This is a genomic window from Cupriavidus sp. GW823-FHT07A04 (genome assembly GCF_058794615.1).
In genome coordinates, this window is the sequence record NZ_JBXAHA010000004.1 from 132250 (window position 1) to 157914 (window position 25665).

General features: G+C 64.0%; 25 protein-coding genes. 20 read left to right on the top strand and 5 right to left on the bottom strand.

Annotation, left to right across the window (positions count from 1 at the left end; genetic code table 11):
- Positions 1-10: 10 nt before the first annotated feature.
- The 3 genes from AC1Q7Q_RS08430 to AC1Q7Q_RS08440 all read right to left on the bottom strand — a co-directional run bounded on the left by AC1Q7Q_RS08430 (position 11) and on the right by AC1Q7Q_RS08440 (position 2213).
- Positions 11-538 carry a GNAT family N-acetyltransferase gene (locus tag AC1Q7Q_RS08430; protein ID WP_492374826.1) on the bottom strand — a complete coding sequence of 176 codons (528 nt, stop codon included), beginning with the start codon at positions 536-538 and terminating at the stop codon, positions 11-13.
- Positions 539-552: 14 nt separating this feature from the next.
- On the bottom strand, positions 553-1140 hold the full coding sequence (locus AC1Q7Q_RS08435) for a helix-turn-helix domain-containing protein (RefSeq protein WP_492374803.1): 588 nt from the start codon (positions 1138-1140) through the stop codon (positions 553-555).
- A gap of 152 nt (positions 1141-1292) precedes the next feature.
- A complete protein-coding gene (locus AC1Q7Q_RS08440) occupies positions 1293-2213 on the bottom strand; it encodes an EamA family transporter (protein WP_492374804.1) in 921 nt (306 codons plus the stop codon).
- A gap of 115 nt (positions 2214-2328) precedes the next feature.
- On the opposite strand from AC1Q7Q_RS08440, the gene AC1Q7Q_RS08445 reads away from it, so the two are divergent.
- The 4 genes from AC1Q7Q_RS08445 (at position 2329) to AC1Q7Q_RS08460 (ending at position 6050) form a co-directional block, all read left to right on the top strand.
- Positions 2329-3111, top strand: a complete 783-nt coding sequence (locus AC1Q7Q_RS08445) for an AraC family transcriptional regulator (protein WP_492374805.1) — start codon at positions 2329-2331, stop codon at positions 3109-3111.
- A gap of 319 nt (positions 3112-3430) precedes the next feature.
- Positions 3431-3934 (top strand): helix-turn-helix transcriptional regulator, encoded by a 504-nt coding sequence (locus AC1Q7Q_RS08450; RefSeq protein ID WP_492374806.1) that lies wholly within the window; start codon positions 3431-3433, stop codon positions 3932-3934.
- Entirely contained in the window at positions 3931-4527 is a 597-nt protein-coding gene (locus AC1Q7Q_RS08455) for a nucleotidyl transferase AbiEii/AbiGii toxin family protein (protein ID WP_492374807.1), read from the top strand. The genes AC1Q7Q_RS08450 and AC1Q7Q_RS08455 overlap by 4 nt, the downstream gene beginning before the upstream one ends.
- 689 nt (positions 4528-5216) lie before the next feature.
- Positions 5217-6050, top strand: a complete 834-nt coding sequence (locus tag AC1Q7Q_RS08460; protein ID WP_492374808.1) for an IclR family transcriptional regulator — start codon at positions 5217-5219, stop codon at positions 6048-6050.
- 37 nt (positions 6051-6087) lie between these two features.
- Here the strand turns inward: AC1Q7Q_RS08460 and AC1Q7Q_RS08465 are convergent, their stop codons facing one another.
- Entirely contained in the window at positions 6088-7002 is a 915-nt protein-coding gene (locus AC1Q7Q_RS08465; RefSeq protein ID WP_492374809.1) for a 3-hydroxyacyl-CoA dehydrogenase family protein, read from the bottom strand.
- Between the two features lie 289 nt (positions 7003-7291).
- Between AC1Q7Q_RS08465 and kce the strand changes: the two genes are divergently transcribed.
- The 11 genes from kce (at position 7292) to AC1Q7Q_RS08520 (ending at position 16978) form a co-directional block, all read left to right on the top strand.
- A complete protein-coding gene (gene kce, locus AC1Q7Q_RS08470) occupies positions 7292-8224 on the top strand; it encodes a 3,5-dioxohexanoate:acetyl-CoA acetone transferase (protein WP_492374810.1) in 933 nt (310 codons plus the stop codon).
- Between the two features lie 41 nt (positions 8225-8265).
- Entirely contained in the window at positions 8266-9087 is an 822-nt protein-coding gene (locus tag AC1Q7Q_RS08475; RefSeq protein ID WP_492374811.1) for a cyclase family protein, read from the top strand.
- Between the two features lie 11 nt (positions 9088-9098).
- On the top strand, positions 9099-9473 hold the full coding sequence (locus AC1Q7Q_RS08480) for a cupin domain-containing protein (RefSeq protein ID WP_492374812.1): 375 nt from the start codon (positions 9099-9101) through the stop codon (positions 9471-9473).
- Positions 9466-10254: an SDR family NAD(P)-dependent oxidoreductase gene (locus AC1Q7Q_RS08485; RefSeq protein WP_492374813.1), complete on the top strand. Its 789-nt coding sequence runs from the start codon at positions 9466-9468 to the stop codon at positions 10252-10254. Before AC1Q7Q_RS08480 ends, AC1Q7Q_RS08485 begins: the two co-directional genes overlap by 8 nt.
- Positions 10255-10444: 190 nt before the next feature.
- Positions 10445-11656: an ABC transporter substrate-binding protein gene (locus AC1Q7Q_RS08490; protein ID WP_492374814.1), complete on the top strand. Its 1212-nt coding sequence runs from the start codon at positions 10445-10447 to the stop codon at positions 11654-11656.
- A gap of 8 nt (positions 11657-11664) precedes the next feature.
- Positions 11665-12402 carry an ABC transporter ATP-binding protein gene (locus tag AC1Q7Q_RS08495; RefSeq protein WP_492374815.1) on the top strand — a complete coding sequence of 246 codons (738 nt, stop codon included), beginning with the start codon at positions 11665-11667 and terminating at the stop codon, positions 12400-12402.
- On the top strand, positions 12395-13093 hold the full coding sequence (locus AC1Q7Q_RS08500) for an ABC transporter ATP-binding protein (RefSeq protein ID WP_492374816.1): 699 nt from the start codon (positions 12395-12397) through the stop codon (positions 13091-13093). The genes AC1Q7Q_RS08495 and AC1Q7Q_RS08500 overlap by 8 nt, the downstream gene beginning before the upstream one ends.
- Positions 13090-13962, top strand: a complete 873-nt coding sequence (locus tag AC1Q7Q_RS08505) for a branched-chain amino acid ABC transporter permease (RefSeq protein WP_492374817.1) — start codon at positions 13090-13092, stop codon at positions 13960-13962. Before AC1Q7Q_RS08500 ends, AC1Q7Q_RS08505 begins: the two co-directional genes overlap by 4 nt.
- Positions 13959-15041 carry a branched-chain amino acid ABC transporter permease gene (locus AC1Q7Q_RS08510; protein WP_492374818.1) on the top strand — a complete coding sequence of 361 codons (1083 nt, stop codon included), beginning with the start codon at positions 13959-13961 and terminating at the stop codon, positions 15039-15041. Before AC1Q7Q_RS08505 ends, AC1Q7Q_RS08510 begins: the two co-directional genes overlap by 4 nt.
- Positions 15042-15131: 90 nt before the next feature.
- Positions 15132-16250: a porin gene (locus AC1Q7Q_RS08515; RefSeq protein WP_492374819.1), complete on the top strand. Its 1119-nt coding sequence runs from the start codon at positions 15132-15134 to the stop codon at positions 16248-16250.
- Between the two features lie 41 nt (positions 16251-16291).
- Complete coding sequence (locus tag AC1Q7Q_RS08520) at positions 16292-16978, top strand: DAPG hydrolase family protein (protein WP_492374820.1); 687 nt, start codon at positions 16292-16294, stop codon at positions 16976-16978.
- Between the two features lie 380 nt (positions 16979-17358).
- Here the strand turns inward: AC1Q7Q_RS08520 and AC1Q7Q_RS08525 are convergent, their stop codons facing one another.
- Complete coding sequence (locus AC1Q7Q_RS08525; protein ID WP_253932172.1) at positions 17359-18930, bottom strand: methyl-accepting chemotaxis protein; 1572 nt, start codon at positions 18928-18930, stop codon at positions 17359-17361.
- Positions 18931-19214: 284 nt separating this feature from the next.
- Between AC1Q7Q_RS08525 and AC1Q7Q_RS08530 the strand changes: the two genes are divergently transcribed.
- From AC1Q7Q_RS08530 to AC1Q7Q_RS08550, 5 genes are all read left to right on the top strand, one after another.
- Positions 19215-20180 carry an aldo/keto reductase gene (locus AC1Q7Q_RS08530; protein WP_150992316.1) on the top strand — a complete coding sequence of 322 codons (966 nt, stop codon included), beginning with the start codon at positions 19215-19217 and terminating at the stop codon, positions 20178-20180.
- 27 nt (positions 20181-20207) lie between these two features.
- A complete protein-coding gene (locus tag AC1Q7Q_RS08535) occupies positions 20208-20969 on the top strand; it encodes a haloacid dehalogenase type II (RefSeq protein WP_416051164.1) in 762 nt (253 codons plus the stop codon).
- Between the two features lie 263 nt (positions 20970-21232).
- A complete protein-coding gene (locus AC1Q7Q_RS08540; protein WP_492374821.1) occupies positions 21233-23257 on the top strand; it encodes a sigma-54-dependent Fis family transcriptional regulator in 2025 nt (674 codons plus the stop codon).
- A gap of 260 nt (positions 23258-23517) precedes the next feature.
- Positions 23518-24642, top strand: coding sequence for an ATP-NAD kinase family protein (locus tag AC1Q7Q_RS08545; RefSeq protein ID WP_492387145.1), 1125 nt, complete (start codon positions 23518-23520; stop codon positions 24640-24642).
- 11 nt (positions 24643-24653) lie between these two features.
- Positions 24654-25658 carry a thiamine pyrophosphate-dependent dehydrogenase E1 component subunit alpha gene (locus tag AC1Q7Q_RS08550; protein ID WP_492376760.1) on the top strand — a complete coding sequence of 335 codons (1005 nt, stop codon included), beginning with the start codon at positions 24654-24656 and terminating at the stop codon, positions 25656-25658.
- Positions 25659-25665: the final 7 nt, after the last annotated feature.

A 25665-nucleotide genomic window follows, 5' to 3' on the forward strand; every position in this document is an offset into this window, starting at 1 on the left:
GCCGACGCGCTCAGAGGTGCTTGTAGAAGAACGTCGTCCCGCAGAATGCGCCATCCGGCATCAGCGCGTACTTCGGCACCACGCCGGCGCGCTGCCATCCCGCGCGCTGGTACAGGCGTTCGGCATCGCCGCCGGTCACCGTGTCGAGCACCAGCACCGATTTGCCCGCCTCGCGCGCGGCATCGTCCAGGGCCGCCAGCAGCCGCTGTGCTACGCCGCGGCGACGGGCCTTGCGGTGCACCAGCATCTTGGCCACGTCGCCGCGGTGGGGCTGGTTGTCAGGCATCGACAGGATGATCTGGACGGTGCCAAGGATCTGCCCTTCGCCGTCCTGCGCGATCAGCAGCACGCGCTCTGCGCGCGCGACGCCATCGGCCACGCCGCGCCAGAACTGCATGGCCTTCTCGCGTGGCAGCGGCAGCATGAAGCTCACCGACGCGCCCCCCTCCACGCAATCGATCAGCACATCGGTCAGCGCCTCGATGCAAGCGGCGGCTTCACTGGCGCCGACGCGCCGCACGGTGATAGGTTCGGTCATCCCGGGCATCTCGGTCATGCGTTTCTCCTGGTTGGCGTGAATGGCATTGTGGCCAGCGCCACAACGTAGCGCGCGGGCTTGCGGGTGGGATTCTTGTAGACGATGGGGCGGTCCAGCCGCATGGACAGGCAGTCGCCGGTTTCCAGGCGCCAGTGCTGGTCGCCCACCGTCATTTCCATGACGCCGTCGATCATCCAGACCTGCTGATGGATATCGGCTTCGCGCGCGCCGGTCTCATAAGCCACGCGCTTGCCTGCCGGGAAGACCACGTCGACCAGTTGGATCGGCGAGGGTGCCGCCGGGGAGAGGTTGCGGCGGATATAGCCGGAGGCGGGATCGGTCCACACCGGCTGCTCCGCCGCACGGGCCATGGGCGACGGCTCGGCCTGCGGAGCGCTGTCCTCGAACAGCGACGCCACGGTGACGCCCAGCGCAGCGGACAGCTTGTCGAGCACCGTGGCCGTGGCGCTGCTCTGGCCGCGCTCGATCAAGGAGATGTTGGAGCGGCTCACGCCGCTGCGCTCAGCCAGCGCGGCCAGCGAGAAGCCCTGGGCGTCGCGCAGCGTTCGCACGCGCCGGGCGATGAGATCGTTGATGTCCATTGATGTCCAGTATTCTGGATGAAAGTATCCTGTAAACTGACACACATCGCAATGCAAAGCAACTGGAACTTGCCAATGCGCATAGCGCGTCTCAGACCTCAGGAGTCAGAAGACCGGAGCGCGTTTCGGGCCTGGGGCCGGGTCGGTGCCGCTCAAGGCTCCCTCATAGCGACTCGGCTTTCAAGGGGCCGGCGCTCAACGGGCTGCCTTGCCGCCAGGATGCGGCCCTTGTTCATGCCGACGGCGAGTGCCAGCAGGATCAGCGCGATGCAGACCCCATCCGAGGCGCTGGGACGTTGGCCGATGATGAACAGGGAACTGACGATGCCGAACACCGGAATCAGCAGCGACAGCGGCGCAACCCGCGACACCGGGTACTCGCGCAAAAGCAGGTTCCATCCCCAGTAGCAGAAGTGCGTCGCGCCGTAGGCCTGGAACGCCAGTGAAAACATGGCGGCCCCCCTCAAATGCAAGGGCAACGCGGCAAATGGCCCCGGCCCATGCAGCAGCCAGGTCAACAGAAACAGCGGAATCGGCGGGAACAGGCTGGCCCACACCACGAAGGCGAAGATCTCGCGCACCTTGGACACCTTGATGACGATGTTGCCGATGCTCCAGGCCACGGCGCTGACCATCACCAATATAAAACCGATTGTAGTGGCCTTGCCGGGACTGCCCAGCAGGATGCCCACCAGCCCGATGGCAGCCAGCACCATGCCGATCAACTGGGGCAATGCCAGGCGTTCACGGAACAACAGCACGCCCCAGCCCAGCGTGAAGAATGCGCTGAACTGGATCAACAAGGAAGCGCTGCCGGGCGGTACGCCCATCGCGATCCCCAGGTTGATCAACGCCCACATCGCCACGCCGAAGATCAAGCCATAGACCGCTAGCCAATGGAAGGCCACCTGCGGTCGTTTCACGAAGAACACCCACGGCAAAGCGGCCAGCGTAAAACGGACGGCCGTCAACAGCAGCGGATCGATCCCGGCAAGCCCGAGTTTGGTGATGGGGAAGTTGCATCCCCAGATGGCCGTCACGACGACGGCCAGCAACAGGTGTTTTCTCTGCATGGTCGGTGTGTCTCTTCCTGGCTGCAAGGCGTAAAGCGCTGGCATCGACGGAAATTTGCCGGAAATCCGTATGGCCTGCTTTCGATTGCAGGTAAAAAAACAATAAAATCAGGCCATGCGGAAAACCACGATCGATCCCTACGAGAACACGCTGCGCGATGCTGTCGTGACGGCGCGAGACTACGCGGACGGCGAGCTCTTCCCATCGCACCGCCATCAGCGCGGGCAATTCGCCTACGCCGCGCGTGGTGTCATCACGGTGCTCACCGACGAGGGCAACTGGGTGGTGCCGCCCCAGCGCGCCGTCTGGGTGCCGTCCCGGCTGCCACACGCCATGCAGATGCGCGGCCCGGTCACCATGCTCAACACCTACATCCGCGAGCAGGCCGTGCAACGGCTTGGCTTGCCTGCGCATTGCCAGGTCTGCGACGTGTCGCCGCTGTTGAGGCAATTGCTGGAGCAGGCGCTGGCGGTGCCCACGCACTATGCAGCTGGCGGGCGCGACGGCTATCTGATGGGTTTGCTGTTGCACGAGATCGCCGCCATGCCCGCGCTATCTCTCAATGCGCCATTGCCCGCGGAGCCGCGTCTTGATCGCGCTTGCCGCGAGTTCCTGGCGTTCCCCTCGCTGGAAATCGGCATCGACGACATGGCGCGGCGCACCGGCATGAGCCGCCGCACCTTTACCCGTCAGTTTCGGCTGCATACCGGCGTCAGCTATATCGAGTGGCGGCAACAAGCCTGCCTGCTCGCAGCCGTGGTTCGGCTCGGCAATGGCGAACCTGTCACGCGCGTTGCCATGGAGCTGGGTTACAGCAGCGCAAGTGCATTCGCGACCGTCTTCAAGCATGTCCTGGGTGAGGTGCCCAGTCGATACTTCGCAGCGCATAGGGCTTAGAGTCCGTTTAAAAAAGATTCTGGCGTCGTGGCGCGGCATTGCCGTACCACTTGTACTATCTGCGGCCGCGCGCGTTGCCGGGGCGGCCTTGAAGCCCGGATTGAAGCGCGCAAAGCGCTTGGCCTGGGCAAGACCATGGTCGCACGCGGCGAGCTCGCCAAGACGCTGCGGCACCTGGCGGACAAGGTCGCGCGTATCGATGTGGTCGACATCTCCGGCTCCGATGTAGCCGTGTGCGGCACATAGCACGCCAATTGCCGAAGGAACATTTGTCCGTTTATGTCGTCTATACTTGACAAATAGATTGGAGGTTGTCGCCATGAACCCTGCACTCCTGGGTAATACGATTCAACACAAGCGGATCGCCCTCGGCCTGACCCAGCAGCAACTGGCGGATATGGCCAAACTGTCACGCCAGTCCCTAAACGGCATCGAGCATGGAACCGTGAACGCCACGCTCGAAACGCTGGGCCGGCTGATGGACGTCCTCGGCCTGGCGCTTGATGTGTACGATCCCGAAGCCGACCGCCAGGCCAGAGGCATGCCGACCCGCGCGCTATGGATGGCCGTGAAGGGCGCAAACGTCAGTTACACCGGCGAGCTCACGCCTGACCAGCTTGAGTGGGCGCTGGCCACTGGCGAGGTGCCGGCGGAGTTTCGTCCGCAAGTAGCCCAGGTTCTGGATGAGGCGCCACTGCAACTCGTCACCAAGGTAGTGGCCGAGGTGGCGGCGAAGCAGCACCGGAAACCGGCCGACATCTGGAAGAACCTCAGACGGCTCGCGCAGTCATTGATGGCGACACGCGCAGGGCTGTGGGCATGAAGATTGGGCTCCAGGGTGACATCTGGGAAAGCCTGTTCCCTCACGCCTTCACGCTGATGGAGGAGGTCAGGAAGCACGGGGGTATCGAGCCGTTCTGGACCTTCGGAGGCGGGACGGTCCTGATGCTCCGGTACCGCCATCGCTTTTCACGCGATATCGATCTCTTTGTGCCGGACCCGCAATATCTAGGGTTCATGACGCCCCGTCTGAGCGAGGCTGCAGAGGGCATCACGAGCGACTATGTGGAGCAGGGGAACTTCGTGAAGCTAGTCCTCGATGCCGGCGAAGTCGACGTCGTGGCCTCGCCCAACCTGACCGACGAGCCATTCGAGGTCTGGGAGATCATGGGGCAGCCAGTCAAAGTGGAGACTGCAGCCGAAATCGTTGCCAAGAAGCTTTACCATCGGGGCGACCGCGCCACCGCACGGGATCTCTTCGACCTGGCCGTCGTGGTCGAGCGAGAACCAACTGCCCTCGCGCATGCCGCGCCGTTTCTGCTTAGGCATGCAGCAGCCTTCCTGGGCAAAATCGAGGCGGGCCCGCCGATCATGCGCGAGCAGTTCGCCAGGATCCAGCGGATCAGCTTCGACTGAAGCTTTGATGAGTGTGTCGCGCTGGCGCGGGATTTTCTCAATTCGCTGCCGAAAACCGATGACGCTCCGCGGAGGGCGCGGGAACGACAGCGCCCGTAGATCTCTCGAAGTGCGCGGCGCTCGGTAGCGCTAGCCCGCTCCTGCGCGGCCAAGTTGGCCTGGCCCTCGGGATCAAGTTCACCGCCTCACTGAAAGACGCGGCATCGGCCGCATCGTTCTTATCAGTTCTGGCGCCTGGTGGGCGATATGATCCGCGTGGACCTGCCGTCGCTGCCTTCCGGAAAGGATGATCAATCCGTCGATGGTTTCGGTGGACACTTCGGCCTCGGGTGACTGAGTAGAGAAAGCGTTCATGCCCCCCCTACCAATGCGATCGAAATAATAAGTCGCCGCAGGCTGCAAGGCTGCTGCATTCCAATGCGAGGTGGAGCCGCACGGTTCTTGCGCGACGGTCAAGTGAGGCGCGCAATCTACGCTGATCTATAATTCGCATCGGCTTTCCTGAACCCGTGTTTCGGGGCAGCAGGCGTCCTTGATGCATCCATAGGGCTCCATGCATAACGCTGCTGCAATAAGATTCTGCCCTGGGACCGGCGCACTGAGGACGAAGGATCTACCTCAGCATGGCAGTTGGCAGACTTTTTCTCTTCCGCCGTCCTACATCCGTGCAACCATTTGAGTATTGAAGAATGCGGAAGTCAGAATCATCGGTCGCCGCCGCGGCACCGTCCCCCACCCCACACTCCGAATACCCCGGAGAGGACCCCCGCGCCGCGAGGGCAGGCATCCAGGTCATTGCGCGGGCGGCGGAAATACTGCGCACGTTGAGCAGCCACCCAGGCGGCCTGAGTCTTGGCGCCATTGCAAAAGATGTGGATTTGCCGCGCTCGACCGTGCAGCGGATTGTCGATGCCCTGGGCGCGGAGGGTCTGACAATGTCCGCTTCGGGCGGCAGTGGCGTGCGGCTTGGTCCGGCTATCCTCTCGCTGGCCAACGCGACGAAGTTCGAGATCGCGGATCTGGTCCGCGACGCGCTTGTCGACTTGTCGAAAGCGACGGGAGAAACTGTGGACTTGTCGATACTGGATCAGAACAAGGCGGTGTTTATCGATCAGGTACAGGGCACGCATGTGCTGCGGGCCGTTTCCGCTGTCGGAGCCGCGTTCCCGTTGCATTGCTCGGCAAATGGCAAGGCCCTGCTCGCCATGCTGGACGACGCAGCCCTGGCCAAGGTAAAAGGCAAGCTGAAGTTCGAGCAGCTGACACCGCATACCCTTCGCAGCTGGGACGATCTCGCAAAGGATATTGAGTCGACGCGGGCCACCCATGTCGCCGTGGACCGCGAGGAGAACTCATTGGGGATTTGCGCCGTCGCAATCGGCTTGCTCGGGCCAATGGACCAGCGCATCGCTATCTCGGTGCCGACCCCGACCCACCGTTTCGTGCAAAGCGAAGCGCTTCTCACTGAGAAGCTTGTGGAATGCAGGGCGCGGCTCCTGGCTGGACCGCTGCGCAGGGCCTGACCCAGGTTCCAGCCCTGTTCCCCCCCAAGGTTACGCCTTACGCCTGGGCATCGCCGCGTTCCTTTAGCGCGGCGGCAAGATACGCCAGGAGCTGATCCCTGACGCCCTGCGCACTCGAATGCGTCCATTCGTAGAATCCCTTTCCGGACTTCATGCCGAGGTTGCCGTCGCGCACGCTGTTCGTCACGATACGGTTCGGCCACGAGGTGCTATCCAACGTCGGCAGGATGACGGCGTGAATGTCCTGCGTCAGGTCCAGCCCAACCAGGTCGGCATTCTCCAGCGGCCCCAATACCGGCAGCCGCAGGCCGAACGAGTTCTTGACGACCAGATCGACCGTCCGCGCATCGCAAATGCCTTGCGACACAAGAGCGATTGCCTCGCGCCAGAGCGCATGCTGCAAGCGATTGCCGACGAAGCCGGGAACATCCTTCTTGACGTGTACCGCCACCTTGCCGACCGATTCCAGCAGCGAGATCGTGCGTTCGACGACCTGCTGGTCCGTTGCCGTCGCCTGCACGACTTCAACCAGCGGGATGAGGAAGGGCGGATTCCACCAGTGCGTTCCCACGAGGCGATCTTTTTTGCTGACAGCTTCGCCGATATGGCCGATGGGTATGACGGAAGTGTTCGACGCGATGATGCACTCGCCAGATACGACCGCCTCGATCTGGCGCATGACGTGATGCTTGATCTCGAGCTTCTCAGGCACAGCTTCGAACACGATCTGACAGCCGGATAAGGCTTCGCAGATGTCGTCGCTCAGCCTGAGCTTTGCAAAAGACACAGCAGGACGTCCCAGCGTCTTCAGATTGGAAACGATACGTTCCTGCACGGTTTCAATCAAGCCTGGCGCGGCATCGTAGACGCACACATCGAACCGGCCGTCCTCCAGGAATACCTGCGCGATGCCGTGGCCCATCAGCCCGGCACCGACGACACCGATACACATTGAATTCAATGTCCTCTCCCTCTTAATTTAACCGTTATACGATACATCTGTACCGCAAAACGACACACAATAAGCAGCAAAACGGCATCGGTCAACCAAGGGTAAACGCTGCCGAACATCCGGATTCCCAGTCCTGGCATGGGCTGCGAGGGAATTGCATGTCTCCCGTTGGACGCGTCACAGGGAAAGCCGTTGCCGGCACCCTTGACAACCCTGACGTCGATCCATAAAGTAACCGCAGAGCGATACATAATAACCATATTGCGGTACACACAAACAGGAGACAGCCATGGCAGCTGAGAAGGTCATCATTTCATGTGCGGTGACGGGGGCGATCCACACGCCGTCGATGTCGCCCTATCTGCCAATCACGCCCCAAGACATCGCGCAGCAGGCGGTCGACGCCGCGCGGGCGGGAGCGTCGATCCTGCATCTGCATGCGCGCGATCCGCTGGACGGCCGCCCGAGTGCCGATCCCGACGTCTTTATGCAGTTCCTTCCGGAGATCAAGCGGCAGACCGACGCCGTGATCAACATCACGAGCGGCGGCAGCACGAAGATGACGCTGGAGGAGCGGCTCGCGCCCCCATTGCGCGCGCGGCCCGAGATGGCCTCGCTCAACATGGGCTCGATGAACTTCTCGATCCACCCAGTCGCTTCGAAGATTGCCCAGTGGGAGCACGATTGGGAGAAGCCATACGTGGAGGGCACGGAAGATACGATCTTTCGCAATACCTTCAAGGACATCCGACGCATCCTCATGGAGCTTGGCGAAGGATGCGGGACCCGGTTCGAGTTCGAGTGCTATGACGTTGGGCACCTGTACAACCTGGCCCACTTCGTCGATGCCGGCTTGGTGAAGCCGCCGTTTTTCGTCCAGACGATCTTCGGGATCCTGGGCGGTATCGGGCCTGCCGCCGAGAACGTGACGTTCATGCGCGAGACGGCCAACCGGCTGTTCGGCCGCGACTACTACTGGTCCGTGCTGGGGGCCGGGCGCCACCAGATGCCGTTGCTGACCTACGCATCGATCATGGGGGCGAACGTGCGGGTCGGCCTCGAAGACAGCCTGTACCTCGGGCGCGGCAAGCTGGCGCAGTCCAATGCCGACCAGGTCAGGAAGATCCGCCACATCCTGGAAGAACTCGGTTTCGATATCGCATCGCCCGCCGAAGTGCGATCCATGCTGCAACTCAAAGGGCGCGACAACGTCGCGTTCTGAACCCATTGAAATTACGCCATCCTTTCCACAACGGAGACATCATGTCGATATCCGCATACCCCGCCACGCCCCCTTCCAATACCGACGGCGTCGAATTCGTCGAACTGAGCCACCCCTGGGGTCACGGCGTACCTAACTGGCCGTACTTCGAAGACGTGAAGATCGAGCGGATCCATTACATGGCGAAGTCCGGGGTGCTGACGCAACGCATTACCACCGTCATGCACAGCGGTACGCATATCGATGCGCCTGCGCACGTGATCGAAGGCACGCCGTTCCTCGACGAGATCCCGCTGGACCGTTTCTTCGGCACAGGCGTGGTGGTCAGCATTCCCAAGAAAAAGTGGGAGGTGATCACGGCCAAGGACCTGGAGAATGCCTATCCGAAGATCCAGAGGGGCGACATCGTCATGATCAACACCGGCTGGCACCATCACTATGGCGACAACAGCCAGTACTACGCCTACTCTCCTGGCCTGTACAAGGAAGCGGGCGAATGGCTGGCCGAAAAAGGCGTGAAGATGGTGGGCGTCGACCAGCAAGCCCTTGATCATCCGCTGGGCACTGCTATCGGGCGCCACGGTGTCGGCCCGCTCTTGCCGCGGGTATGCGAGGAGTATGAGCGTGAAATGGGCCGCTCCGTCGAGCAGGACTTTCCGTATTGGGAGCCGGCGCATCGTGCACTGCTCGAGGCGGGTATCCCTGGTATCGAGAATGTCGGGGGCGATCTCGACAAGGTGACCGGGAAGCGGGTGACCATAGCGGCGTTCCCCTGGCGCTGGGTAAAGGGCGACGGATGCATCGTGCGCGTGGTGGCGATGCAGGACAAGAGCCAGTCCTTCCGTATCGAAAGCGGTCTGTAACGGACGCGGCCATGGAAGTCAAACGACTGCATGCCGCCGCTCGCTATGACGCGGCCAGGCATTTCGACATGCGGTCCCTGCGCTTGCAGGGGCTCGATGCCACGCACGTGGAGCATTTTTGGGTAGGCCTGTCGCACTTTTTGCCCGAGGGCGGTGCGCAATGGGACACAGGGCCGACAGAGAAGGTCTACGTGGTGCTGAGCGGTGAGATCACGCTCACCACCGCCGGCGGGGACGTCGTGCTCAAGGCGTTGGACTCGTGCGTGATTCCGGCCGGCGAAGGGCGAAGCATCAGGAACGATTCCAGGTTGCCGGCCTCGATGCTCGTGATCCTGGCTTCGGCCTTGCCCGGGAGCCAATCTACAGGAGAAGGAAACAATGGCTAGTACCAGTGCCACCTTTGGCTTGTCAGGCAAGGTCGGCGTGATCACCGGTGCCACCGGCGCGTTCGGACGGGCTGCGGCACACAGCCTGGCCGATGCCGGCGCGAGACTCGTGATCGCGGGGGCGAATGCGCAGGCGCTGCGCGAACTCGAATTGCAATTGAATGCCGACGGCATCCGGGTCAAGGCCAAGGCATGCAGGCCCGACACGGAAGCCAATGCCCGCAACCTGATCGACGAAGCGGTTGCGCAGTTCGGTGCCATCGATTTCGTCGTCGTCGGCTCGGGTACCAACGATCCCGCGCCGATCCAGGATATGACCACGGAACAGTGGGACCACGTAATGGCAGCCAACGTGCGCGGATCGTGGCTGGTCTGCAAGGCCTTCGCCACCCACTGTATCGAGATGGCGCAGCGCGGCAGGGTTGTCCTGCTGTCGTCCACGCGCGGCAAGCTCGGGCTTGCCGCCGGTTACTCGGCGTACTGCCCCTCGAAGGCGGCGATCGATGGCTTGACGCGGACACTGGCATGCGAGCTGGGCCGCTACGGCATCAACGTCAACGCCATCGCGCCGACGGTGTTCCGATCCGAGCTCACGGCATGGATGTTCGCCGATGACGATCGCGGCCGCGCGGCGCGCGAAGGGATGCTCGCGCGAATTCCGCTCGGGCGCCTGGGGGAACCCGAGGATCTCGTCGGGGCGTTGCAGTTCCTGCTTTCCAGGGCGTCGGAGTTTTGCACCGGCCAGACGCTATACATCGACGGAGGCTATACAGCCGGATAGTGATTCGCCCTGCCCGGAGCGGCAGGTACGAAAGGCAAGCGGTTCCAAAGAAGAGCCGCGCCGACATAAGCATGACAGGAGACAAGACATGAAGAAGGAAATGGAAGGTGGCACTGCCCACCAAATGCACTCCGCCGGGCGCCGCGCCACCTTGCGCGGCCTGGTAGCACTGGGCGCGTCCACGGTCGGCGTGCAATCGATCCGGCCCGCTTCAGCGGCCGCGCGGCCGCTGAAGATTGGCTATGTGAGCCCTCGAACAGGGCCGCTCGCCCCGTTCGCAGAGACCGATGGATTCATCCTGCAGCGCGTGCGCGCAGCGATTGCGAACGGCATCTCTGTAGCGGGCAATGTGCATCCTGTACTGATCATCGAAAAGGATAGCCAGTCGAATCCGAATCGCGCTGCCGAAGTCACGGCAAGCCTGATCAAGGACGACAAGGTGGACATGATTGTGTCCGCGTGCACTGCGGACACCGTCAACCCCGTATCCGATCAATGCGAACTGGGCCGGATCCCCTGCATCACCACGAACTGCCCGTGGCAACCTTACTACTTCGGGCGAGGCGGTTCGCCGGCGAAGGGCTTCGAGTACACGTATCACTTTTGCTGGGGACTGGAAGACCTGATCGCGGTATATACGGCCATCTGGGACAGCGCCGGCGCCGCCACCAATCGCACCGTCGGAGCGCTCTGGCCGAACGATGCAGAAGGCAACGCGTTCAGTGACAAGGCATTTGGCTTTCCGGCGGCGCTTGCCGCGAAAGGCTACAAGCTCGTCGACCTTGGCCGGTTTCAGCCGACCGCCAATGACTTCTCAGCGCAGATCCGCGCGTTCAAGGCGGCGAACGTGGAGATCGTGACGGGCGTCCTGCCGCCCGCAGCGTTCGCTACATTCTGGAGCCAGGCAGCCCAGCAGGGTTTCAAGCCGAAGATCGTGACCTTTGCCAAGGCGCTGCTCTTTCCTTCCGCGGTTGCAGGACTCGGGCCACGAGGCGTCGGCTTGTCCACGGAGGTGGCGTGGTCGCCCGCCTATCCTTATCGCTCCACACTGACCGGCGAAACCAGCGCACAGTTTGCCGCTGCCTATGAAGCGGCTACCGGCCGGCAGTGGGTGCAACCCCTTGGCGCAACGCTGTCCTTGTTCGAGGTCGCACTTGACGTGCTCAAGCGGAGCGCCGCGCTGACGCCACAGGCGATTGTCACGTCGATCCGCGCTACCGACTACGCGTCGGCCGTCGGTCCCGTCAAGTGGACTGGGAGCCCGGTCAAGAACGTCACCAAGACGCCGCTGGTAGGCGCGCAATGGACCGCGGGCAACAGGCATCCACTGGATCTGCAGATCGTGAGCGCAACGCTTGCGAAGGATATCGGCGTGCAGAAGCGCCTGGCAATTCTCACCTGAGGGGTCGTATGGATCATTGTGTCCTTTCCGCCGAAATGCTGGTGAAGCGATTCGGCGCGGTGACGGTCGCCGACAATTTGTCCGTTGCGCTCGGTGACGGCGAAGCGCTGGGCGTCATTGGCCCCAACGGTGCCGGAAAGAGCAGTTTCTTCAATCTGCTGAGCGGCAACATCAGCGCGGACAGCGGCCGTATCCTGCTGGAAGGGCGGGACGTCACCAGTGCATCCCCAAACGAGCGGGCGATTGCCGGGATCGGGCGAACGTACCAGATCCCCCGGCCCTTTTCCCAGCTGACGGTATTTGAAAACCTGCTCGTGGGCGCATTCTTTGGCGCCAGGTTGGACGCGCGCCGAGCTCAGCAGCACTGCTACGAAACGCTGGCACTGACCGGGTTGCTCCGCCATGCCGACAAGCCGGCGGCTGCGCTGTCGCTGCTCGAACGCAAGCGACTGGAACTGGCGCGAGCGCTGGCGACCCGCCCGAAGGTCCTGTTGCTCGACGAAATTGCAGGCGGCCTGACGGAGGGCGAGGCGGCGGAACTGGTTGCAACCATTCAATGCATCCACGCCCAAGGCACCGCCATCATCTGGATCGAGCACGTCGTGCATGCGCTCCTGGCAGTTGTCTCCCGGCTGATGGTGCTGAGCTTCGGCAAGAAGCTCATGGAAGGCGAGCCGTCGGCTGTGATGCACAGCGCCGCGGTGCGGGATGTGTATTTGGGTATTGAGGTGGAAGCCCATGCTTAGCATTCATGAACTCGATGCGTACTACGGTGACTTTCAGGCGCTGTTCGCCCTGAGCCTGACGATCCGGCAAGGCGAGTCGGTGGCGATCATCGGTGCAAATGGGGCTGGGAAATCGACCTTGCTCAAGGCGATCTCTGGAGCGCTCCCTGTCAGGCACGACGCGATCCGCCTACGCGAACACAGTCTCGGACACGACAGTGCAGCGCAAGTGGTGCGCAAGGGCATTGCGCTCGTTCCCGAGGGGCGCCGCATGTTTCCGAGCCTGAGCGTGGAGGAAAACCTGCAGATCGGGGCATACGCCAGGCGGCCGGGCCCGTGGAATCTTGGGCGCGTTTACACGATGTTTCCCCGACTCGCAGAGCGGCGCCGGCAGAACGTGACGTCCCTGAGCGGTGGCGAGCAGCAGATGGTCGCCATCGGGCGCGCGCTCATGTCGAACCCCTCCATGCTGATGTGCGATGAGCTGTCGCTGGGCCTAGCGCCCAAGATCATTCGAGAGATGTATGGCCACCTCGCAACCCTCAAGGAGGAAGGCACGACTCTGCTGATCGTCGAGCAGGATATTCATCAGGCGCTTCGCTTCTCGGACCGCTACTACTGCATGCAGAAGGGGCGGGTCACGCTATCCGGCAAATCCGCATCGGCCAGCAAGGAAGAGATCGGACGCGCGTATTTTGGAGAAGAACAATGACGGGCTGGATCGATGTGGTTGTTCAGGGCATTCTTCTGGGCGGCCTCTACGCCTTGTATGCCAGCGGGCTGTCGCTCATTTTCGGTGTCATGCGGTTAGTCAACGTCGCGCACGGCGACCTGATCGTGCTGGCGGCATTCCTTGCTTTTGCCATTCGCATCCCAGGGGCGGAGACTTCATTTGCCTCGCTGCTGCTAACCGTCCCGGTCATGTTTGCGATCGGCTATGTCTTGCAGCGCGCCCTACTGAACGGCGCCATGGGCGCCAACGTGCTGCGTCCGATGCTGCTGACGTTCGGGCTGTCCATCGTCCTGCAGAATGGTCTCCTTGATATGTTCTCGGCGGACTCCAGGAAGCTTCCTGGCGGCTCGATCGAGACAATGAGCGTGCCCCTCGGCGGCGGCATCGCCGTCGGCATCCTCCCGGTGATCACGTTACTGGCGGCAATTGCCGTTCTTGGCGCGCTCCAGTTCATGCTGCGACGCACCGCCATCGGGCGGGCATTCAGGGCAACTTCCGATGACGCTGAGGCGGCTGGCTGGATGGGTATCAATCACCGCAACCTCTTCGCGCTGGCGACCGGCATATCGATGGCCGTCGTTGGCATCGCCGCCGTCTTTATGGGGACGCGGGCGAGTTTCGATCCGGCCAGTGGACCGGACCGGTTGATCTTTGCGTTTGAAGCGGTGGTCATCGGCGGCCTGGGTTCGCTGTGGGGCACCCTTGCCGGCGGCATCGCGCTCGGCGTCGCTCAGAGCATCGGCGCATCACTTGACCCCGACTGGCAACTCCTTGCCGGCCATCTGCTGTTTCTCGTGGTGCTGTTGATCGCGCCCAACGGACTATTTCCCCAACGAGGCAACCAATGAGCGCACACCTGACATCCCCCTCGGCGCTGCCTGCCAGCGCGCCGAGGCTTTCGCGCACCGACGGCGCCTTTGCGGCCACGGCCGTTGCGCTGGCCGCACTGGCTTTCGTCCTCGATGCGGGACAGCAGTCCATGCTCGTCGAGTTCTTCTATTTCGTCGCGCTCGCACAGCTCTGGAATATCCTGGCTGGCTATGGCGGATTCATGTCGCTCGGACAGCAGGCCTACCTTGGCAGCGGGGGGTATGTTCTTTTTGCCTTGGCGATCTTCTTCAAGATGCCGCCACTGGCGTCGATCGTCCTGGCCGGGTTATTCGCTGCCGGCATGGCGTGCATCGTCGCATTTGCGGTCTTTCGCCTGGCCGGACCATACCTGGCGATCGGGACCTGGGTAATCGCCGAGGTGTTCCGGTTGGCATTCTCGCAAGCGAGCGCGCTTGGTGCCGGGTCGGGAATCAGCATTCCCCTGGATGCGGTGCGCTCCCTTGACCTCGGCTGGATGAGCCGCGACATGCTGCTCTATCTCATCGCCCTGCTGCTTGCCGTCGCGGTGAACTATGGCGCCTACCGCATGCTCAGGTCGAAGTATGGTCTCGCCCTCTGCGCGATTCGAGACAATGAGAGCGCGGCGTCCACCATGGGGATTCATCAGCGGCACCTCAAGTTCGCTGTCTATGTCGTGGTCAGCGCTGCCTACGGCATGCTGGGCGCGTTTATCTTCCTGACCAAGCTGCGTATTTCGCCGGCTTCCGCGTTCGACATCAACTGGACCGGCTACATCATCTTCATCGTGGTGATTGGCGGAATCGGCACGCTTGAGGGCCCGATCATTGGCTGCATCGTCTATTTCGTGATGCGGCAGTACCTTGCCGATACCGGTAGCACCTACCTGATTCTTCTGGGATTGATCGGCATCGTCGTGATGCGTTTCTATCCCAAGGGAATCTGGGGGGAACTCGCCGCGCGCCATGGCATTGCATTTCTGCCCACACGCTGGCACCTTCCGGCCGCCGCCAACCCAGGTGCCCGGCCTGCGCGGGAGGGTGAACGGCGGGCAGCGGACGTTGCTGGCAACCGGTGATGACTGATGCGTGATGGCGCCACGTTCCTTAGGGCGCTCCGCAGTTCGCGCCCGCAGCGCAGCGTACAAGAATATAACGAGGAGACGACAATGAAAACAACGAAGACCGTAAAGGCAACATGGCTGTTGGCGCTGCCGTGTCTTGGATTCGGTGCCGGCGCTTGCGCCCAGAGCAGCGTAGCCCTGTTCGGCATGCTCGATGCCGGTGTGACGTATGTAAGCAATCAAGCCGGCAAACGGGGCGTATTGCTCGATACCGGGGTGTATGTGCCAAGCATTTTCGGGCTGCGCGGAAACGAGGACATTGGCGGAGGCAGCAAGGTATTCTTTGAACTGGCCAGCCAGTTCAGCAATGACAATGGAGCAACGATTCCGTCGAACGGTTCGCTCTTCGCCAGGCAGGCATTAGTCGGTCTTGGCAATATATCCTGGGGGAGAATTTCCCTGGGGAACCAGTACGACTTCATGACTGAATCCCTATTGTTCTCCGGTCTTGACGGCGGCCTGCTATATGGCGGCTTCTACAATTTCCGGAATGGTCCGTTCACTGGCCTCAGCATTCCGAATAATCCAACCGGAGCGACCGACTTCGATCGCGTCGGCGCCTCCACACGCGTAGCAAATTCCGTCAAGTATGTGACACCGTCAACTGGAGGCTTCACTCTTGGCGCCTTGTATGGTTTCGGTGAGATCGCAGGCTCTACAACCTCTGGGCGGACCGCCAGCGCCGGAGTGAACTATGAGCGCGGCCCGCTGGCGCTTGGCGCTGCCGTCACGGACGCGCGCTATAGCGCGATCAACAATGGCCGGGACGGCATACGCAACATCGGCGTGGGCGCGCACTATGGATTCCCTTCGGTGCTGGCCCACATTCTTTACACGAACACGCGCAACACATTCTCCGGTGCAATGGTGAACGTCGTGCAGGCGGGCGCAAGCTGGACCCTCTCAGGCGGCCTGACACTTGGCGCCAACTACCAGTGGATGAAGGGAAATGCACAGCTCAGCCACAACAAAGCGCAACAGGTCACGTCGACCTTGATGTATGCGCTGTCGAAGCGTACCTCGGTCTACCTGGAAGGCGTCTACCAGCATGCTGTCGGCGACCACGGCGCACAGGCATGGATCAACGGACTCTTCGGGCCAGACGCGGCGTCGTCCGGATCCAGTCAGGCCATCGGGCGTATAGGGATGGCCACGCGGTTCTAAGGTGACAGTCAGTTGGTGTTCTTTTTTTGAAGGAGATTGGGATGGATTTGTCTGAAGCGCACGCCTTGCTCGATCCGGCTCCGCTTGCCCTGGAGACCGGCTATGAACGTCTCGCAAGCGGCGTCTTGCACGTGGCCTGCCGCACGGAACTACAGGGCTGTACGGGGGAAATGTTTGAATGGTGGTTCCGCTTTCGCCCAAATACGCAGCAGTACATCTGGTGGCATCCGGCCGACCATGTCTCCAGCGAGTGGGCAGAGGCTCAAGACGGGACACATATCGGGTCCATTCATCTGGTCGAGGAGCATTTCTCCGGATCGCCAGCGGAAAAGCTCGCCATTCAGTTTCGTCATCCCCATGAGTATTTCGATGCTGCGGCGTACGACGATGCCAGGGATCGGGGCGCCATCAGCGCGGCGGTTTGCGGCCGGGTAGGCATGGGGGATGCGCCTGAACGCACCGGTAGCGGTGAAATACTTGGCGGCCGGCTGTTGCACATGGGACGCGATACGCCATCGGGAATGACGCTGAGGAGTCATTTCTACCTTGGCGAGGATATGCCCGCGCAAGGGCATAGCGCCGAGGAGATCAAGGCGGCTTTTCCCGATGCGTTCGGACAGGCACTGCTTATGCATTGCTACAACGAATTCACCTTCCTTTCTCGCTTCCTGCCCTCGCTCTATATCGCCGAGCATCGGGATAGCGTCAAGGTTCGGCTTCCGTGGTGAGGGACAGGGGACCTCTCTCGGCCAAACCATTTCCTTCATTTTGCTGTGTCGTAAGCTAAGGGCGCGAGTTGATCAAGATGGCGACACACGTTGATTCCCGCGCGATGCGCAAGCATACGCGGGGACCGAAAGCGCCGAAGAAGAAAGGCTATGTGGCCGGATGCGTAGCACGGCGGCATGTTTCTACCGCTCGTGTCATCAAGGCTGGACGTGTCGTTTAATCACCTTGAAAGGGGTGCCTCTTAGGCTTCCAATCCCGGACGGACGTTGGACGCCAGCAGGAAATGAAATGAGCCCGCTGCCGGTGTGGCGCGGGCTCATTTTTGCTGTCTGGCTTGCTCCCTTCTCCCTCTTCCCGGTCGCTGTCCCGGCCCCGCTCCCTAAGCCGCCAGCCGGAACGACGCCACCGAGCGCATCATCGATTGCGCCTGCTCGGCCAGCGCTTGGGCCGCGGCGGCGGCCTGTTCCACCAGCGCCGCGTTCTGCTGGGTCACGGTGTCCATCTGGTTCACCGCTTGCCCGACCTGCTCGATGCCGGCGCTCTGCTCGTTCGATGCTGCGCTGATCTCGCCCATGATGTCGGTCACGCGCTTGACCGCGCCAACGATGTCCTCCATGGTCTGGCCGGCCTTGGCAACCAGCGCCGAGCCGTTGTCCACCTGGGCCACCGAGTTGTCGATCAGGCCCTTGATCTCCTTGGCGGCGGTGGCCGAGCGCTGGGCCAGGCTGCGCACCTCGCCCGCCACCACGGCAAAGCCGCGGCCTTGTTCGCCGGCGCGCGCCGCTTCCACCGCGGCGTTCAGCGCCAGGATGTTGGTCTGGAAGGCGATGCCTTCGATCACGCCGATGATGTCGACGATCTGGCGCGAGGCGCCGTTGATCTCGCCCATGGTGCTCACCACCTGGTTGACCACCTGCCCGCCGCGTTGCGCGATATCGGAAGCGTTGACCGCCAGCGAGCTGGCCTGGCGCGCATTGTCCGCGTTCTGGCGCACGATGCCCGTCAGCTCTTCCATGCTCGAAGCGGTTTGCTCCAGCGCCGAGGCTTGTTCCTCGGTGCGTTGCGACAGGTCCGTATTGCCCGCGGAAATCTGCTGCGTGGCCGAGGCGATCGAATCCGCGGCGCCGCGGATCTCGCCGAGCGTGCCGGACAGGCGCTGCTGCATGCGCTGCATGGCCGCCAGCAGGCTGGTCTGGTCGCCGGCGTGGATGCGCACGGGAACGGTGAAGTCGCCGTCGGCGATGCGCGTGACCACCTCGGTGGCGTAGGCCGGCTCGCCGCCCAGGCTCTTGCGCACGGTGCGCATGATGGCCAGCATGAATGCCGATACCAGCGCGCCGATCAGCAAGGTGCTGATTGCGGCGGAGATCAGGTCGTCGCGGAAGCTGCTTTCGATGTCCTTGAGGAACACGCCGGTGGCCACGTGCCAGTCCCAGGCCGGCACATAGCGTACATAGGTCAGCTTGCGCGCGGGTGTTTCGGTGCCCGGGAGGCGGCCACGGTAGGTGACGAAGCTGTCATCGGGGCTCGCGCCGGCGCGCGCGCTCGCCTTGCCCGCATCGACGATGCTCTGGTAGACCAGCTTGCCGTCGGGGTCCTTGAAGTCGCCCACGATCTTGCCTTCCGTATCCGGCAGGCCGGGGTTGAGCACCACCTGCGGCTTGGAGTTGAGCAGGAACAGGTAGCCCTTGTCGCCGAAGCGCATCACGCGCAGTGCATCCTTGGCCGCGGCCTGGGCGTCCTCGATGCTCATGGTGCCCTTGGCGGCGCGGTCCACGTAGAGCTTGATGATGCCTTCGGCGGTTGCCACCAGCGACTGCAGGCTCTCGCGGCGCTCGGCCATCATGGTGGCGCGCGTGTGCACGGCGCTCCAGGTGCCCAGCGCCAGCAGGGCCAGCCACATCGCCACCAGCGCGGCCCAGAGTTTGGCGTTCAACGAGATTCGATTCATGATCATGCTTACCGGGTATGGGCAGCCGGTTTGCGCCGGCGGCGCGGCATCGGCCTGACCTTGGTGTTGACAGAGAGGCGCAGGCGAGACGAATCCGCGCGCCGCGCATAGCCTGGCCACAGCCGGTTAACGACCCATCACCGTTGGGACTTGAATGGCGGAAAGAGAAGTGAAGAAAGGGATGCTTTTGCCCGGGCCGGCAAGCTTTCCGATCCCTGCCTACAATGTGACTTTCGCCGCGCCTGGATGACGGGCGGCTCGACGCAACCCGCGGAGCAAAACGCATGACCTCAAGCATCACCACACGCAAACTGGGCAGGTCCGGGCTGGAAGTCTCGCCCCTGGCATTTGGTGGCAACGTGTTCGGCTGGAGCGCCGACGAGGCCACCTCCTTCAAGTTGCTCGATGCCTTTGTCGGCGCCGGGCTCAACTTCATCGATACCGCCGACGTGTACTCGCGCTGGGTGCCGGGCAATCAGGGCGGCGAGTCCGAGGCCATCATCGGCAAGTGGTTCAAGCGCAGCGGCAAGCGTGCCGAGGTGGTGCTGGCCACCAAGGTGGGCAAGGACATGGGCGAGGGCCGCAAGGGTTTGTCGCGCGCCTATATTGAACGCGCCGTCGACGCGTCGTTGCAGCGCCTGCAGACTGACTACATCGATCTCTACCAGTCGCATGACGACGAAGACCGGGACACGCCGCTCGAGGAAACCCTGGACGCCTACGCCCGCCTGATCAAGGCCGGCAAGGTGCGCGCCATCGGCGCCTCCAACTACAGCGCCGCGCGCCTGGCCGAGGCGCTGGAAACCAGCCGCCGCCACAACCTGCCGCGCTACGAGAGCCTGCAGCCGCACTACAACCTCTATACCCGCAGCGAGTATGAGGCCGAGCTTGAGCCGCTGGTGCTGCGCGAAGGCCTGGGTGTATTCAACTACTATGCGCTGGCCAGCGGTTTTCTCAGCGGCAAGTACCGCTCCGAGGCTGACCTGGCCAAGAGCGGCGCGCGCGGCCAGCGCGTCAAGGCCTATCTCGATGCGCGCGGCCTGCGCATCCTGGCGGCGCTGGACGACGTCGCGGCGCGCACCGCCACCAACCCGACGCAGGTAGCGCTGGCCTGGCAGATCGCGCGCCCCAGCATTACCGCGCCGATTGCCAGCGCCACCTCGCTGGCGCAGCTGGACGACCTGATTGCCGCCACGCGCCTGCCACTGAGCGCCGGCGATATCGCGCTGCTGGACCAAGCCAGCGCGTGAGCTGGCCTACCCCGGAGGAGATAAGGGATGCATGAGAACAGATTGAGCCACGGCAACAGCGCCGGTAGCAAGGCGGCGGACCTGAGCGCGGTCAAGGCGCTGGTGTTCGACGTCTTCGGTACCGTGGTGGACTGGCGTACCAGCGTGATTGCGGACCTGTCCGCATTCGGGCGGAACAAGGGCATCGAGGCCGACTGGACCGCCTTTGCCGACGCCTGGCGCGCCGGCTACGTGCCCGGCATGGAGCGCGTGCGCAAGGGCGAGCGGCCATGGGCCAATATCGACGTGCTGCACCGCGAACGGCTCGACGCGCTGCTCGACCAGTTCGGCATCGAAGACCTGAGCGAAGCGGAGAAGGACTACCTCAACCGTGCCTGGCACCGCCTCCGAGGCTGGCCGGATACCGTGCCCGGCCTCACGCGGCTAAAGCAACACTACATCATTTCCACCTTCTCCAACGGCAGCGTGCAGTGCCTGGTCGACACGGCCAAGCATGCCGGCCTGCCGTGGGACGCGGTGTTCAGCGCGGACATCGTGCGCCACTTCAAGCCGGAGGCGGAGATCTATCAAGGCGTGATTGCCTTCTTCGACCTGCAGCCATCGGAGGTGATGCTGGTTGCGGCGCACAACAATGACCTGCGGCATGGCCGCTCGCATGGCATGCGGACCGCTTATGTGAACCGGCCTACGGAGTACGGGCCGAACCAGGCGAAGGATCTGGCGGCCGAGTCGGACTGGGATGTGGTGGTGGATAGCTTGACGGAACTGGCGCAGCGGCTCGGCGCTTGAGCGCGCGCGTGCGCCAACCAGCGCACACCGGCTTGGGAAAGCCTGCCATTGCGGCCTCCCGCCGTGAAGCGCTGGCTGCACTTGGCGCGCGTCTCGCGTGCCCGGCCAGCGCGATCGGGTTTGCCCAAGCCGCTCCCTGTCGGATACATTAGGACTCCCGGCCGCCCACGCTGCAACCCTGCGGCGCCACAGAGGCCATGCGAGAGCCGGGAGTGGGCACGCGCCGGCACGGCAGCGCGCCAGGAGACGACAAGGAGACCACGATGGACCTGCGGCAACGCGAGCACATCGACACGGTAGTCCAGCTCACCACCCGCGCCGGCGCGCCGATGGTGCGTGCGCCGGAGACCATCATCCAGAATTCGTGGCGGCGCTGCGTGCATCAGTACGGGCTGGATCCGGCGCGCATGCAAGAGGCGCGCATCCTGCCGCAGACCCGGCTGCGCGAGCACCAGCAGCGCATCGACGATTTTGCGCGGATTGCCCGCCACGGGTTGCAGACGCTCTATAGCCAGGTGGCGGGCATGGGCTACGTGGTGCTGCTGACCGACGCGCAGGGCGTGACGGTGGATTACCTGGGCGACGCCAACGCCGATGCCCGCCTGCGCCACGCCGGCCTGTACCTGGGCGCGCAATGGAGCGAATCCGGCGCCGGCACCTGCGCGGTGGGCACCGCGCTGGCCACCGGCCAGGCGCTGACCGTGCACCAGGCGGATCATTTCGACGCCACCCATATTCCGCTCACCTGCACGGCCGCGCCGCTGTTCGACTCGCACGGCAGCCTCTGCGCCATCCTCGACATATCCGCGCTGACCTCGCCGCAGGCCAAGGACAGCCAGGGCCTGGCGCTGCAGATGGTGCGCATCTACGCCAGCCGGATCGAGAACGCCAGCTTCGTGCGCAGCCACCGCGAGGACTGGATCCTCAAGCTCAATGCCGCGCCGGAGTTTGTCGACGTCAACCCGGAATACCTGCTCGCGCTCGATGCGTCGGGCCGCATCGTTGGCCATAACCGCCGCGCGCAGCAGATGCTGGAGGCCGAGCTGGGCGTGGCCCCGGGTGGCGCGCCGCTGCTTGGCATGCCGTTCGAGTCGCTGTTCGAGGCGCGGCTCGATGAGCTGGGCCGCTTCATGCATTCGCGCCCCAGCGAGCAGCGCGCGCTGGCGCTGGCCCGCACCGGCGCGCGGCTTTACCTGAGCGTGATGCCGCCGGCGCTGCGCTGGCAGCGCGCGCGTGATACCGCCGAGCGGGCCACGCCGCTGCAGGCGCCGCTGGCCGCGCTGTGCGGTGGCGATGCCGCATTGCAGCAGCAATTGCTGCGGGCCGCAAAGCTGGTGGATTCGCCCATCAACCTGCTGATCAACGGCGAGACTGGCAGCGGCAAGGAGTACCTGGCCAAGGCCCTGCACCAGGCCAGCGCGCGCCGCGACGGCCCCTTTGTGGCGGTGAACTGCGCGGCGATTCCCGAATCCCTGATCGAGAGCGAACTGTTTGGCCACCTGCCCAACAGCTTTTCGGGTGCGGGCTCGCGGCCCAAGCGCGGGCTGATCCAGGAGGCTGACGGCGGCACGCTGTTTCTCGACGAGATCGGCGACATGCCGCGCGAGCTGCAATCGCGCCTGCTGCGTGTGCTGGCCGAGGGCGAGGTGCTTGCCATCGGTGCGGCGCGCCCGGTGCCGGTCAACCTGCGCGTGATTTCCGCCACGCACCATCCGCTGGACCAGCTGGTGAGCAGCGGGCGCTTTCGCGAGGACTTGTACTACCGGCTCAACGGCGCGCGGCTGATGCTGCCGCCGCTGCGTGAGCGCACGGACCTGGACTGGCTGATCGCCAAGATGCTGGACGCGGGCGGCAAGCCAGCTACCGTGAGCCTGTCGCCCGCGGCGCGCGCGCGGCTGCACGCGCACCGCTGGCCCGGCAACCTGCGGGAGCTGCGCAATGCGCTGGAGTACGCGCGGGCGGTCTGCGACGACGGCCACATCGAGGTGGAGGATCTCCCGGAAGGGATTGGCGAGGGGATGCCGCAGCAGGGCTTGCTTCCGGTTTCCGCCAGCGTCCCGCCGGGCAGCGCGGCCACCGAAGCCGCCAGCGCGCCGGCCTTGCCGGCCCCCGGCTTCGACCCGCATCAGTTGCCGCCGGAAGGCATGCTGCTGATGCAATACCTGCGCGCGGCTGGCTGGAACCTGAGCGCGGTGGCGCGCCAGATTGGCGTGAGCAGGATGACGCTGTACCGCCGCATGGCGCGCTACGGCATCGCATCGCCCAACCAGCGCGACGCGGCGCATTAGCCAGCCAGCGAGCATGGCGGCGCGGCTCGCCCGCGCCGCCCTCCCTGCCCGGCGCAAGATCCCCGCTACACCTGTTCACCCCCTTTACACATGATGCTGTGACACCTGTCACGCTGCGGCGTGCGCATGGCCCGCAAAGTCCCTGCGCGCCCCGCATTTACCTGGGGTAATCCCGAGTTTTTGCCGTCTCCGGCGTGCCGATGCGGGGTGGCACGGCCGTTGCGATATGCCTGTCATAACCAGAAAGACAGGAGACAGGCATGGGTGAGCAAGCGCTGGCCGGCCGGCCACTGGTCGGCATCATCGCCAACCCGATTTCCGCACGCGATATCCGCCGCGTAATCGCCAACGCCAACACGCTGCAACTGGCCGATCGCGTCAATATCGTGCTGCGTTTGCTGGCCGCGCTGGCTGCCTGCGGGGTTGGGCGCGTGCTGATGATGCCGGACCGCGAGGGCATGCGCGTGCTGCTGGCGCGCCACCTGTCGCGCCGCCAGGGGCCGGACGCCGCGCTGCCGGAGGTGGAATACCTTGACATGCCGGTCACCGCGCGCGTCGACGACACCTTCCTGGCCGCACGCATGCTGCGCGAGGCGGGCGTTGCCGCCATTATCGTGCTCGGTGGCGATGGCACCCACCGCGCGGTGGTGCGCGAATGCGGCAACGTGCCGATTGCCGGCATCTCCACCGGCACCAACAACGCCTACCCCGAAATGCGCGAGCCCACCATCACCGGGCTGGCCACGGGGCTGTTTGCCAGCGGCCGCATTCCCGCCGCGCATGCGCTGGCCGGCAACAAGCGGCTCGATATCACGATTGCCGGCGAGGGCGAGGTGCGCCACGACATCGCGCTGGTCGACGCCGTGATTTCCCACGAGCATTTCATCGGCGCGCGCGCCTTGTGGAAGACCGAAACGCTGGGCGCGGTCTACGTGTCCTTCGCCGATCCGCAGGCGATTGGGCTGTCCGCCATCGGCGGCTTGCTGGAACCCGTGGGCAGGCATGAGCCCGGCGGCCTGGCGATCGAGCTGGCCGCGCGCGGCGAAGGCCGCTTCGCGCTGCACGCGCCGATTGCGCCCGGTCTGCTGCGCGCGGTGCCCATCGCGGGCTGGGAACGCCTGACCGACGGTGTTGCGCACCGCGTGCGCCAGCGCGCCGGCATCGTCGCGCTCGACGGCGAGCGCGAGCTGGTGTTCGGCCCGCAGGACGAAGTCACCGTGACGCTGCGCGAGCACGCCTTCCTGAGCATCGACGTGGCGGCCTGCATGCGCTACGCCGCCGCCGCCGGATTGATGCGCAGCGGGCGCGCGCCGCCGCCCCCGCCACCACAGCATTCCCCACCCCAGCCACTCACCGAGCTTTCTACCGCCACCACAAAACCATGAAGGAGACAGACATGACAGCCAACGCATCCGGTACCACCGGGAACACGCTGCCCCTCGACAAGCAGGAACTGCTCGCCGTTTATTGCAGGATGCGCACCATCCGCGATTTCGAAGAGCGCCTGCACGTGGACTTCGGGCGCGGCGACATCCCGGGCTTCGTCCACCTCTACGCCGGCGAGGAAGCCGCCGGGGTCGGCATCCTGCACCATCTGGGCGACGGCGACCGCATCGCCAGCACCCACCGCGGCCACGGCCACTGCATCGCCAAGGGCGTCGACCCGGTGGCGATGATGAAGGAGATCTACGGGCGCAAGGGTGGCTCCTGCAATGGCAAGGGCGGCTCCATGCATATCGCCGATCTGTCCAAGGGCATGATGGGCGCCAATGGCATCCTGGGCGCGGGCGCACCGCTGGTCTGCGGCGCCGCGCTGGCCGCCAAGTTTCGCGGCAAGGGCGAGATCGGCATCACCTTTGCGGGTGACGGCGCGTCCAACCAGGGCACGTTCCTGGAAAGCCTGAACCTGGCCGCGGTGTGGAACCTGCCGGTGATTTTCGTGATCGAGAACAACGGCTACGCCGAATCCACCGCGCGCGACTACGGCACCGCGGTGGACAGCTACGTGGACCGCGCCGCCGGCTTCGGCATTCCCGGCGTGACGGTGGATGGCACGGATTTCTTCGCGGTGCATGAGGCGGCGGGCGAAGTCATCAAGCGAGCCCGCGAAGGCGGTGGCCCGGCCCTGCTGGAATGCAAGATGGTCCGCTTCTACGGCCACTTCGAAGGCGACGCGCAAACCTATCGCGCCTCCGGCGAGCTCGACGACATCCGCGCCAACAAGGACTGCCTGAAGAAGTTCACCGCCACCGTGACCCAGGCAGGGGTGATCGCGCCGGACGAACTCAAGGCCATCGACGAGCAGGTTGCCGCGCTGATCGAGGACGCCGTGCAGCAGGCCAAGGCGGCGCCGTTCCCCACGCCCGCCGACCTGCTGACCGATGTGTACGTCAGCTACTAAGCGCGCG